The sequence below is a fragment of the Escherichia sp. E13S3 genome (assembly GCF_004212325.1).
Taxonomy (GTDB): Bacteria; Pseudomonadota; Gammaproteobacteria; order Enterobacterales; family Enterobacteriaceae; genus Escherichia.
In genome coordinates this window covers 32,767-45,812 of the sequence record NZ_RHJR01000009.1, presented here as the reverse complement: position 1 = coordinate 45,812, position 13,046 = coordinate 32,767, and the positions used below count along the sequence as shown (strand labels likewise).

The 13,046-nt window shown below is 51.2% G+C and carries 8 protein-coding genes; 5 read left to right on the top strand and 3 right to left on the bottom strand.

Going from position 1 to position 13,046, the window contains the following annotated elements:
* Positions 1–38: 38 nt before the first annotated feature.
* Together metB and metL are read left to right on the top strand one after the other, a co-directional pair.
* Positions 39–1,199 carry a cystathionine gamma-synthase gene (gene metB / locus D9597_RS10435; RefSeq protein WP_130222356.1) on the top strand — a complete coding sequence of 387 codons (1,161 nt, stop codon included), beginning with the start codon at positions 39–41 and terminating at the stop codon, positions 1,197–1,199.
* A 2-nt stretch (positions 1,200–1,201) separates the two neighbouring features.
* Complete coding sequence (metL, locus tag D9597_RS10430; protein ID WP_130222354.1) at positions 1,202–3,634, top strand: bifunctional aspartate kinase/homoserine dehydrogenase II; 2,433 nt, start codon at positions 1,202–1,204, stop codon at positions 3,632–3,634.
* Here the strand turns inward: metL and D9597_RS10425 are convergent.
* The gene (locus D9597_RS10425; RefSeq protein WP_130222352.1) at positions 3,598–4,728 is read right to left on the bottom strand and encodes a cytoplasmic protein; all 1,131 of its coding nucleotides are present in this window, start codon (positions 4,726–4,728) and stop codon (positions 3,598–3,600) included. The two genes, metL and D9597_RS10425, sit on opposite strands and share 37 nt — an antisense overlap.
* 132 nt (positions 4,729–4,860) lie before the next feature.
* On the opposite strand from D9597_RS10425, the gene D9597_RS10420 reads away from it, so the two are divergent.
* The gene (locus D9597_RS10420) at positions 4,861–6,414 is read left to right on the top strand and encodes a bifunctional UDP-sugar hydrolase/5'-nucleotidase (protein ID WP_130222350.1); all 1,554 of its coding nucleotides are present in this window, start codon (positions 4,861–4,863) and stop codon (positions 6,412–6,414) included.
* Between the two features lie 73 nt (positions 6,415–6,487).
* Here the strand turns inward: D9597_RS10420 and malI are convergent, their stop codons facing one another.
* Together malI and D9597_RS10410 are read right to left on the bottom strand one after the other, a co-directional pair.
* Entirely contained in the window at positions 6,488–7,504 is a 1,017-nt protein-coding gene (gene malI, locus D9597_RS10415; RefSeq protein WP_130222348.1) for a Mal regulon transcriptional regulator MalI, read from the bottom strand.
* Positions 7,505–7,591: 87 nt separating this feature from the next.
* Entirely contained in the window at positions 7,592–9,091 is a 1,500-nt protein-coding gene (locus tag D9597_RS10410; protein ID WP_130222346.1) for a PTS transporter subunit EIIC, read from the bottom strand.
* A gap of 498 nt (positions 9,092–9,589) precedes the next feature.
* Here D9597_RS10410 and metF point away from each other — a divergent pair, with 498 nt between their 5' ends.
* Together metF and katG are read left to right on the top strand one after the other, a co-directional pair.
* Entirely contained in the window at positions 9,590–10,480 is an 891-nt protein-coding gene (gene metF / locus D9597_RS10400) for a methylenetetrahydrofolate reductase (protein ID WP_130222344.1), read from the top strand.
* A gap of 340 nt (positions 10,481–10,820) precedes the next feature.
* Positions 10,821–13,001 (top strand): catalase/peroxidase HPI, encoded by a 2,181-nt coding sequence (gene katG, locus D9597_RS10395; RefSeq protein ID WP_130222342.1) that lies wholly within the window; start codon positions 10,821–10,823, stop codon positions 12,999–13,001.
* The last annotated feature ends 45 nt before the right edge of the window (positions 13,002–13,046 follow it).

Sequence of the window (13,046 nt, the reverse complement as noted above, 5' to 3'; positions counted from 1 at the left end):
CTGACTTTTCACCGACAAAGCCCAGGAAACTTCATCACATGACGCGTAAACAGGCCACCATCGCAGTGCGTAGCGGGTTAAATGACGACGAACAGTATGGTTGCGTTGTCCCACCGATCCATCTTTCCAGCACCTATAACTTTACCGGATTTAACGAACCGCGCACGCATGATTACTCGCGTCGCGGCAACCCAACGCGCGATGTGGTTCAGCGGGCGCTGGCAGAACTGGAAGGCGGCGCTGGTGCAGTGCTTACAAATACCGGCATGTCCGCGATCCACCTGGTGACTACCGTCTTTTTGAAACCCGGCGATCTGCTGGTTGCGCCACACGACTGCTACGGCGGCAGCTATCGCCTGTTCGACAGCCTGGCGAAACGCGGTTGCTATCGCGTGTTGTTTGTTGATCAAGGCGATGAACAGGCATTGCAGGCGGCACTGGCAGAAAAACCTAAACTGGTGCTGGTAGAAAGCCCAAGTAATCCATTGTTACGCGTCGTGGATATTGCGAAAATCTGCCATCTGGCAAGGGAAGTCGGGGCGGTGAGCGTGGTGGATAACACCTTCTTAAGCCCGGCATTGCAAAATCCGCTGGCATTGGGTGCCGATCTGGTGTTGCATTCATGTACGAAATATCTGAACGGTCACTCTGACGTGGTGGCCGGCGTGGTGATTGCTAAAGACCCGGACGTTGTCACCGAACTGGCCTGGTGGGCAAACAATATTGGCGTGACGGGCGGCGCGTTTGACAGCTATCTGCTGCTGCGCGGTTTGCGTACTCTGGTGCCGCGTATGGAGCTGGCCCAGCGCAACGCGCAGGCGATTGTGAAATATCTGCAAACCCAGCCGTTGGTGAAAAAACTGTATCACCCGTCGCTGCCGGAAAATCAGGGGCATGAAATTGCCGCGCGCCAGCAAAAAGGCTTTGGCGCAATGTTGAGTTTTGAACTGGATGGCGATGAGCAGACGCTGCGTCGTTTCCTGGGCGGGCTGTCGTTGTTTACGCTGGCGGAATCGTTAGGGGGAGTGGAAAGTTTAATCTCTCACGCCGCAACCATGACACATGCAGGCATGGCGCCAGAAGCGCGTGCTGCCGCCGGGATCTCCGAGACGCTGCTGCGTATCTCCACCGGTATTGAAGATGGCGAAGATTTAATTGCCGACCTGGAAAATGGCTTCCGGGCTGCAAACAAGGGGTAAAAATGAGTGTGATTGCGCAGGCAGGGGCGAAAGGTCGTCAACTGCATAAATTTGGTGGCAGTAGTCTGGCTGATGTGAAGTGTTATTTGCGTGTCGCGGGCATTATGGCGGAGTACTCTCAGCCTGACGATATGATGGTGGTTTCCGCCGCCGGTAGCACCACTAACCAGTTGATTAACTGGTTGAAACTAAGCCAGACCGATCGTCTCTCTGCGCATCAGGTTCAACAAACGCTGCGTCGCTATCAGTGCGATCTGATTAGCGGCTTGTTACCCGCCGAAGAAGCCGATAGCCTCATTAGCGCTTTTGTCAGCGATCTTGAGCGCCTGGCGGCGTTGCTCGACAGCGGTATCACCGATGCGGTGTATGCGGAAGTGGTGGGCCACGGTGAAGTGTGGTCGGCGCGCCTGATGTCTGCGGTACTTAATCAACAAGGATTGCCAGCTGCCTGGCTTGATGCCCGCGAGTTTTTACGCGCTGAACGCGCTGCGCAACCGCAGGTTGATGAAGGACTTTCTTACCCGCTGCTGCAACAACTGCTGGTGCAACATCCGGGCAAACGTCTGGTGGTGACCGGGTTTATCAGCCGTAACAACGCCGGTGAAACGGTGCTGCTGGGGCGTAACGGTTCCGACTATTCCGCGACACAAATCGGTGCGCTGGCGGGTGTTTCTCGCGTAACCATCTGGAGCGACGTCGCCGGGGTATACAGTGCCGACCCGCGTAAAGTGAAAGATGCCTGCCTGTTACCATTGCTGCGTCTGGATGAAGCCAGCGAACTGGCGCGTCTGGCGGCTCCCGTTCTTCACGCCCGTACTTTACAGCCAGTATCCGGTAGCGAAATCGACCTGCAGCTGCGCTGTAGTTACACGCCAGACCAAGGCTCCACACGCATTGAACGCGTGCTGGCTTCCGGTACTGGCGCGCGTATTGTCACCAGCCACGATGATGTCTGTTTGATTGAGTTTCAGGTGCCTACCAGTCAGGATTTCAAACTGGCGCATAAAGAGATCGACCAAATCCTGAAACGCGCGCAAGTGCGTCCACTGGCGGTTGGCGTGCATAACGATCGCCAGTTGCTGCAATTTTGCTACACCTCAGAAGTCGCTGACAGTGCGCTGAAAATCCTCGACGAAGCGGGATTACCCGGCGAACTGCGCCTGCGTCAGGGGCTGGCACTGGTGGCGATGGTCGGGGCAGGCGTCACCCGTAACCCGCTGCATTGCCACCGTTTCTGGCAGCAGCTGAAAGGCCAGCCGGTCGAATTTACCTGGCAGTCTGATGACGGCATCAGCCTGGTGGCAGTACTGCGCACCGGACCGACCGAAAGCCTGATTCAGGGCCTGCATCAGTCCGTCTTCCGCGCAGAAAAACGCATCGGCCTGGTCTTGTTCGGCAAGGGCAATATCGGTTCCCGCTGGCTGGAGCTGTTCGCCCGTGAGCAGAGTACGCTCTCGGCACGCACCGGCTTTGAATTTGTGCTGGCAGGTGTGGTGGACAGCCGCCGCAGCCTGTTGAGCTACGAAGGCCTGGACGCCAGCCGCGCGTTAGCCTTCTTCAACGACGAAGCCGTCGAGCAGGATGAAGAGTCGCTGTTCCTGTGGATGCGCGCCCATCCGTATGATGATTTAGTGGTGCTGGACGTTACCGCCAGCCAGCAGCTTGCTGATCAATATCTCGATTTCGCCAGTCATGGTTTCCACGTCATCAGTGCCAACAAACTGGCGGGAGCAAGCGACAGCAACAAATATCGCCAGATCCACGACGCCTTCGAAAAAACCGGGCGTCACTGGCTATACAACGCCACCGTCGGTGCAGGCTTGCCGATCAATCATACCGTGCGCGATCTGATCGACAGCGGCGATACTATTTTGTCGATCAGCGGGATCTTCTCCGGCACGCTCTCCTGGCTGTTCCTGCAATTCGACGGTAGCGTGCCGTTTACCGAGCTGGTGGATCAGGCCTGGCAGCAGGGCTTAACCGAACCTGACCCGCGTGACGATCTCTCTGGCAAAGACGTGATGCGCAAGCTGGTGATTCTGGCGCGTGAAGCGGGTTACAACATTGAACCGGACCAGGTACGCGTGGAGTCGCTGGTGCCTGCCCATTGCGAAGGCGGCAGCATCGACCATTTCTTTGAAAATGGCGATGAACTTAACGAGCAGATGGTGCAACGGCTGGAAGCGGCCCGCGAAATGGGGCTGGTGCTGCGCTACGTGGCGCGTTTCGATGCCAATGGCAAAGCGCGTGTGGGCGTGGAAGCGGTGCGGGAAGATCATCCACTGGCTTCTTTGCTGCCGTGCGATAACGTCTTTGCCATCGAAAGCCGCTGGTATCGCGATAATCCGCTGGTGATCCGCGGACCAGGCGCAGGGCGTGATGTCACCGCCGGGGCGATTCAGTCGGATATTAACCGACTGGCGCAGTTGTTGTAACCCTGAGCCAGAGAAAGCAGTATTTGCGTAACGCGCCCTGCGGAAAGCGGGGTGCTGTGAGTAAATACTGCTTGTTTATGTAGCCAGTCGATAAAATGTCTGCTGGTTGCTAAAGAGAGCATTTCAGCTTTGCTACTCTTTCCGCCCGTTAATGCACATACCATTTTACGATTTTTTCCCTGAACCCAGAGTTGCCACTGATTTTTCCACCAGCCGTGATAAGTTGTTCCCTGAAAACGCCAGGACGTATTATCGGTACAGTCAGTTATTTCCTCTTCAATAAACCAAATTTCACCTTGCTGTTGGCGAAACAGATCAGCCCAGACCGTAATAATTGCGCCTCTTAAAAAACACTCGTGTGAAATAACATGAGTTTTAACTGTCGGGAATAAAATATTCAGTACTCTGAAATGCCCGTGTGCAGTGATAACCGGACGCAGAATAGCGCCTTTGGCATTGCGCTTGAGCGCTGCGCTGCCATACTGAATTTCATCAAACTGACTGCGGCGTAGAAATTGTGCTTCGCGCATATCAACGCGGTGTACGATATTGCTATCGTATAGCTCTGATTCTGCTTTTCCTTTAAATCGGTAATGCAGACTTTCTCCCGCTTGATGCTGCGTGTAATTAGTAGAGAGATGAAGAATATTTCCGTGAATAGCATCGAAACTCATTAAAACATACAGTTTCTGCCCGCCGCTGGCTCCCTGAAATGGCACCAGAAGAGCAACCGTTTCGATTATTTCTGGAGGCGTTATTTCTTTCTGATATTGTTTGGGCGTCCAGACCTTTTTGCAGTTACGGCATTGAATGCGTTGCGAACCTCGTGGATTGTGACCATAACAAATCGTCTCTGTGCCATAACATACCGGGCAGAAATGGCCCTTTTCAGAGGCCCACGTAGATAAGTGAACTGACAACCAGTCACGAAATTGTTGTTCGTCAAACAACGGTGGGTAGCTTCCACATGCCCGGCAGTGCAATGCTGCATAACCCAGTCGATAGTCAGGCCAGCTGTAATCTGTCGATGTTGACCGTCCTAAATTACGGCAACCAAACGACTTGCAGGCATTAATCGTAAACAGAGTCGACATATATCACCAACGATTTCACAAGGTCGTTGATTTTGTCCGGCAACGCTCCCTTGTGGATGTGATTACTCTCACATAAATAACTCTTTCAGAACGTAATGTAGCAATCCTTTAAATCACTGAAAGGGACTATTTATGAAAATTAAAATACTTGCTGCGGGTATCGCATTAACACTGCCGTTCTGGGCTTGCGCCAAAGATGTCACTATCATTTATACCAACGATCTCCATGCACATGTAGAGCCTTATAAAGTGCCGTGGATTGCTGACGGTAAACGAGATATTGGCGGCTGGGCAAATATCACTACGCTGGTTAAACAAGAAAAAGCAAAAAATAAAGCGACATGGTTTTTTGATGCGGGTGACTATTTTACCGGGCCCTATATCAGCAGCCTGACCAAAGGCAAAGCTATTATCGATATTATGAATACCATGCCGTTTGATGTCGCCACAATAGGCAACCATGAATTTGACCACGGCTGGGACAACACATTATTACAGTTGAGTCAGGCAAAATTCCCTATTGTGCAGGGCAATATTTTTTATCAGAACAGCAGTAAATCATTCTGGGATAAGCCCTATACCATCATCGAAAAAGACGGCGTAAAAATAGGCGTTATAGGTTTGCACGGTGTATTTGCCTTTAATGACACGGTATCCGCTGCCACGCGAGTGGGTATTGAGGCGCGCGATGAAATTAAATGGCTACAACGTTATATCGATGAACTCAAAGGCAAGGTTGATTTGACCGTCGCCCTGATCCACGAAGGTGTTCCGGCCCGCCAGTCCAGTATGGGAGGCACGGATGTGCGTCGCGCGTTGGATAAAGATATTCAGACGGCAAGTCAGGTGAAAGGGCTGGATATTTTGATCACCGGACATGCGCATGTGGGTACACCGGAACCGATTAAAGTCGGCAATACGCTGATCCTCTCTACTGACAGCGGCGGGATTGATGTGGGTAAACTGGTTCTCGACTACAAAGAGAAGCCGCATAAATTTACGGTGAAAAGCTTCGAGCTTAAAACCATTTACGCCGACGAGTGGAAGCCCGATCCACAAACGAAACAGGTGATTGACGGCTGGAATAAAAAGCTTGATGAAGTGGTGCAACAAACGGTGGCGCAATCGCCGGTTGAATTAAAACGTGCCTATGGTGAATCGGCATCCCTCGGGAACCTGGCGGCTGACGCTTTACTGGTAGCGGCGGGTAAAAACACCCAATTGGCTTTAACCAACTCTGGCGGTATTCGCAATGAGATCCCCGCAGGGGCGATTACGATGGGCGGCGTCATCAGTACCTTCCCGTTCCCCAACGAACTGGTGACGATGGATCTCACGGGTAAACAATTACGCAGTTTGATGGAACACGGCGCAAGTTTAAGTAATGGCGTTTTACAGGTATCGAAAGGCCTGGAAATGAAGTACGACAGCAGTAAGCCGGTTGGTCAGCGGGTTATCTCACTGACTCTGAATGGCAAACCGATTGAAGATGCGACGATTTACCCTATTGCTACTCAATGTTTCCTTGCTGATGGTGGAGATGGTTTCACCGCCTTTACCGAAGGAAAAGCACGCAACACAACGGGCGGTTATTACGTTTATCACGCCGTGGTTGATTACTTCAAAGCGGGCAATACCATCACGGATGAACAGCTCAACGGTATGCGTGTGAAAGATATCAAGTAAACATACGCATTGAGTTGGTTTACACCTTATTGCCGGATGATGATATTGACGTATATCTCATTCGGCATTTGTATTACGCCGATTCCCGCACCACCAGTTGCCCGGAAAGCGCAATTCTTTGGGTTTGCAAATCCGGGTCTTTTAATTTGCGAATCATCAGGGTCGCTGCCTGGCGTCCGGTTTCTTCACTGGCGGAAGATACATAGGTGAAAACAGGAGAGGTCAGGTTGATATGCAGCATATCTTCAAAACCAATTAGCGCTACCTGCTGGGTCAGAAAGACGTCTTTCCCGACGGTGCGCCCCACCTGATGTATGCCGTTGATGCTGCCAATCATAGCGTCGGGCGAATGGCAGAGCAGGGCGGTAATGGCGTTGTTATTTTCCAGCAGCTGGCGCGTTGCCATGCTGGCAGCCCAGGTGTCACCGTCACAGGCTGGCGTGAACTCGTCACGACAAGCAATGCCAAATTTTGCCAGGGTCTGGCGAAAACCAACCAGTCGCTGCTGACGGATAAGATCACTTTCTCTGCCACCGAGATAGGCAATGTAACGATGGCCGCGCTCAATTAAATAACGTGTGGCAAGACTTGCTGCCTGCTGGTTGTCACGCAACACCAGGTTGCACTCATCTTTGATAGGCGTTTGTGACGCGACAACAAGGGGAAGCGAACACTGGCGGATTAGTGTGGGGAGGGTTTCACGATGCGCATCGGAAGCCAGATAAATCACTCCGGCAACACCTTGTTGCTTGAAGGAAAGTAAACAACGTTCAAGATGTTCATGTTCGTTCTGTGGTTGCCCGAGGAATACCATATAGCCCCTGGCTTCCAGTTCCTGAACAATACTGGCCATCACTTTGATGGAAAAGCTATTGCTAAAATCACGTAAAATCAGTCCGATAAGATTTGAAGTGTGGGAACGTAAATTGGCGGCGGCAACATTATGCACGTAGCCCAGTTCGTCAATAGCAGCATGAACTTTCCCGATGGTCGCCTCCGAGATTTTCCCTTTCTGGCGCAACACTAGCGACACAGTAGAGACGGAAACTCCGGCTCTTTTGGCAACATCAATTATGCTGACTTTCTTCAAACTCACTCCCTGAACAACGTTGATTCTTTAAATAGCAAGAAGGTTCTGGTCAGGGACCAGAACCTCTGACATCGAGTAATCTTAAGGCTATTTACCGATCATCGTCGACATGGTTTGCGCGATAAATTGCGCTCGCGCGCCAAAAATGACCTGAATGCCGTTATTGCCGACAAAAACCACGCCACGGGCGCCAATATTATTCAGACCATCCTGATCCACCGCTTCTTTATCAGAGACTTCCAGACGTAAACGCGTGATGCAGGAGCCTACCGATTTAATGTTTTGCTGACCGCCAAGCAGCGTGATGATTTCTGTTGCCAGTTCGTCATCGGTTTTATCATTAGCGCTAACCGTAGTTTCGGTGCGACCAGGTGTTTTCACATCAAAACGACGAATAACAAAGCGGAAGGTGAAGTAGTAGATCACCGCCATTGGCACGCCGACGATAATGGCGCTCAGGAAGTTGGTTTTGTAGCCGTTAAAGGATGGCAGGATGCCAAACGAAATATAGTCAATCAGCCCCGCAGAGAAGGATTTGGCAATATGTGCATGCAGCAGATACATCGCCATATAGGAAAGGCCCGCCATGATGGCATTGAAGACATACAGCACAGGGGCGACAAAGATAAATGTAAATTCAACGGGTTCTGTAATACCGGTCAGGAAACAGGTTAATGCGGCAGAGAACAGAATACCGGCGGCAATTTTCTTATTTTTGGTGTGTGCTTCATGGTACATCGCCAGACACGCCGCAGGCAGCGCGAACAGCATGAGCGGGAACTCGCCCTGTAAAAACTTACCTGCGTTATGGTAGCTGTCGCTACTGAACGATTTCACACCTTCTTCCAGCATTTTGAACCAAATTGTTTGGTCACCGTGGATTGTTTGCCCTGCCTGGGTGGTGTAATCACCAAAAGAGTACCAGAACGACGGATACCAGATGTGGTGCAGCCCAAGCGGAATGAGCGCACGTTCTGTCACACCAAAAATAAAGGTCGATGCCGCTTGGTTATCACCATTGACGATAACTGATAGTGCATCGATTCCCGACTGAATATGTTGCCAGACATAGGGCAGTAACAAGCCAAGGATGAAGGAAAGAAAAGCTGTCGCGATAGCCACGAAGCGTTTGCCGGAGAAAAAACCAAGGAATTCTGGCAATTGCATGGTATGAAAACGGTTGTAACACCACGCTGCCAGAATCCCGCATATCAGGCCGCCAAAAACGCCCATTTGCAGTGTGGGGATACCCACCACCATCGCGTATTTGCCGCCTTGCCCGGCCATTTCTGGCGTGATGCTAAGTACGGTGCTGATGGTGATATTGGTGACAAAAACGGAAACGGCTGCGGATAACGCCGCAATTCCCGATTCAGAAGCCAGCCCTACGGCGGAACCGATAGCAAAAAGCATCGGCAAGTTATCAAAAATAATGCCGCCTGCATTCATCATCAAAGGCAAATGGAATTTATCGCCGAACGCCAGTAACAACCCAGCGGCAGGCAGAAGCGAAATTGGCAGCATTAGGGCGCGACCAATCATCGACAATTTAGAAAGTGACTTCACGAAACTCGACATCAGATTCATGCTGATTTCCCCCGAATAGCGCATAAATCTGCGCGAATTAGTCTTTTTTTGTATAAGTAGAACGTTCTAGTAGAACGTTCTACTTATCGTGGGGGATGCATAATTGCTCTGCAACATAATTTTGGAGAAATTGTTAATAGTTTGAAGTAGTTCAAATAATAAACATGCAGTATTGAATGCAAATTATGGTATCTATTTGTTTTATTTAAATAAGTGTCCAGCTAACACAGACGAGCATATTAATTAACTCTTATTTAAATAAATTTGAAGCCGATGGTTTATCCGTTTATTCATTACTTCGCGCGCGATAATGTGAGAGAACCCATTTACTCCCACATTCAAATGAAGAAAATTCATCTTCCCTGATTTTTCCTCACCATCATGGGGCATTTTTCGGTTGACGCCCCTCGGCTTTTCCTTCATCTTTACATCTGGACGTCTAAATGGATAGATGTTCACAACACAACATATAACTACAAGCGATTGATGAGGTAAGGTATGAGCTTTTTTCACGCCAGCCAGCGGGATGCCCTGAATCAGAGCCTGGCCGAAGTCCAGGGGCAGATTAATGTTTCGTTCGAATTTTTCCCGCCGCGTACCAGTGAAATGGAGCAGACCCTGTGGAACTCCATCGATCGTCTTAGTAGCCTGAAACCGAAATTTGTTTCAGTGACCTATGGCGCAAACTCCGGTGAGCGCGACCGCACGCACAGCATTATTAAAGGCATTAAAGATCGCACCGGTCTGGAAGCGGCGCCGCATCTTACCTGCATTGATGCGACGCCTGCCGAGCTGCGGACCATCGCCCGCGACTACTGGAATAACGGTATTCGCCATATCGTGGCGCTGCGTGGCGACCTGCCGCCGGGAAGCGGTAAGCCGGAAATGTATGCCTCTGACCTGGTGACGCTGTTAAAAGAGGTCGCGGATTTCGATATCTCCGTGGCGGCGTATCCGGAAGTGCATCCGGAAGCGAAAAGCGCCCAGGCGGATTTGCTTAACCTGAAACGCAAAGTGGACGCCGGAGCCAATCGCGCGATTACTCAGTTCTTCTTCGATGTCGAAAGCTACCTGCGTTTTCGCGATCGTTGTGTTTCGGCGGGTATTGATGTGGAAATCATTCCGGGCATTTTGCCCGTCTCTAACTTTAAACAGGCGAAGAAATTTGCTGACATGACCAACGTGCGTATTCCGGCGTGGATGGCGCAAATGTTTGATGGTCTGGATGATGACGCCGAAACCCGCAAGCTGGTGGGTGCGAATATTGCGATGGATATGGTGAAGATTTTAAGCCGTGAAGGGGTGAAAGATTTCCACTTCTATACGCTTAACCGCGCTGAAATGAGTTACGCGATTTGCCATACGCTGGGTGTTCGACCTGGTTTATAAGTGCTTTGGTTTCTGTAAAAATCACACGGTGATCACAAAATTAAAACAAAGCACAAAATGCCTCCTCGAAGCGAGGGGGCAGACAAGTAAAACTATTGACTCGCTTTTTCTCCTTCATTCCTTAAAAGAACAGAGAGAAAACAGGGATAAAACCCTTTTTTATAAGGTATTTGTCCGTAATCGGACATAATCAAAAAGGCTTATTTAAGATCAATTTGATCTACATCTCTTTAACTAATGATATGTAAGATCCCAACTATCGCATCCGTGGATTAATTCAATTATAACTTCTCTCTAACGCTGTGTATCGTAAGGGTAACACTGTAGAGGGAGTATATTGATGAGCACGTCAGACGATATCCATAACACAACAGCAGCCGGAAAATGCCCGTTCCATCATGGCGGTCATGACCAGAGCGCCGGTGCGGGAACAACCACTCATGACTGGTGGCCAAAACAACTCCGTGTTGACCTGTTAAACCAACATTCTAACCGTTCTAACCCACTGGGTGAGGACTTCGACTACCGCAAAGAATTTAGCAAGCTAGATTACTACGGCCTGAAAAAAGATCTGAAAGATCTGCTGACAGAGTCTCAACCGTGGTGGCCAGCAGACTGGGGCAGCTACGCTGGTCTGTTTATTCGTATGGCCTGGCACGGCGCGGGGACTTACCGTTCAATTGATGGTCGTGGCGGCGCGGGTCGTGGTCAGCAACGTTTTGCGCCGCTCAACTCCTGGCCGGATAACGTCAGTCTGGATAAAGCGCGTCGTCTGTTGTGGCCAATCAAACAAAAATATGGTCAGAAAATCTCCTGGGCCGACCTGTTTATCCTCGCGGGTAACGTGGCGCTGGAAAACTCCGGCTTCCGTACCTTCGGTTTTGGTGCCGGTCGTGAAGACGTCTGGGAACCGGATCTCGACGTAAACTGGGGTGATGAAAAAACCTGGCTTGCCCACCGTAACCCGGAAGAACTGGCAAAACGCCCATTAGCAGCAACCGAAATGGGGCTGATTTACGTTAACCCGGAAGGACCAAATGCCAGCGGCGAACCGCTTTCTGCGGCTGCAGCTATTCGCGCGACATTTGGCAATATGGGGATGAACGACGAAGAAACCGTTGCGCTGATCGCGGGTGGTCATACGTTAGGTAAAACTCACGGCGCAGGCCCGGCAACGCACGTAGGTCCTGATCCAGAAGCGGCCCCGATCGAAAACCAGGGCTTAGGCTGGAAAAGTGATTTTGGTTCCGGTGTCGGTGCTGATGCCATTACGTCAGGTCTGGAAGTCGTCTGGACCCAGACGCCGACCCAGTGGAGCAACTATTTCTTCGAAAACCTGTTCAAGTATGAGTGGGTACAGACTCGTAGCCCGGCAGGCGCCATCCAGTTTGAAGCCGTAGATGCACCGGAAATTATCCCGGATCCGTTCGATCCGTCGAAGAAACGTAAGCCGACGATGCTGGTCACTGACCTGACGCTGCGTTTTGATCCAGAGTTTGAGAAGATTTCACGTCGCTTCCTTGACGATCCGCAAGCGTTCAACGAAGCCTTTGCCCGTGCGTGGTTCAAACTGACGCACAGGGATATGGGGCCGAAATCTCGTTACATCGGACCGGAAGTGCCGAAAGAAGATCTGATCTGGCAAGATCCGCTGCCACATGCGTTCTTCAACCCGAGCGAGGAAGATATCCTTAACCTGAAGACGGCGATTGCTGAGTCTGGTCTCTCTGTGAGCGAGCTGGTTTCTGTTGCCTGGGCTTCTGCCTCCACCTTCCGCGGTGGGGATAAACGTGGCGGTGCCAACGGTGCGCGTCTGGCATTAGCTCCGCAGCGCGACTGGGAGGTTAATGCCGCAGCAGCACGCGCATTGCCGGTGCTGGAGGGGATCTATAAATCCTCACACACGGCTTCACTCGCTGACATTATTGTTCTCGCCGGTGTTGTTGGTGTCGAAAAAGCGGCGAGTGCTGCGGGTATCAGCATCAGTGTTCCGTTCACACCAGGTCGCGTAGATGCACGTCAGGATCAGACGGATATCGAGATGTTCGAGCTGCTCAAACCTGTTGCTGATGGTTTCCGTAACTATCGCGCTGCGTCGGGCGAGGCTACCACTGAATCACTGCTGATCGATAAAGCGCAGCAACTGACGCTGACTGCACCAGAAATGACTGTGCTGGTGGGCGGGATGCGTGTGCTGGGCGCCAACTTCGATGGTAGCAAAAACGGTGTCTTCACTGACCGCGTTGGCGTATTGAGCAATGACTTCTTCGTGAACTTGCTGGATATGCGTTACGAGTGGAAAGCGACCGACGAATCGAAAGAGCTGTTCGAAGGCCGTGACCGTGAAACGGGTGAAGTGAAATACACTGCCAGCCGTGCGGATCTGGTATTTGGTTCTAACTCCGTCCTGCGTGCGCTGGCAGAAGTTTACGCCAGCAGCGATGCCCACGAGAAGTTTGTCAAAGACTTCGTGGCGGCATGGGTGAAAGTGATGAACCTCGACCGTTTCGACCTGCTGTAACCTGACCTTCTTCAGCGACTGCCTTTCAGGCAGTCGCTGAAGTTT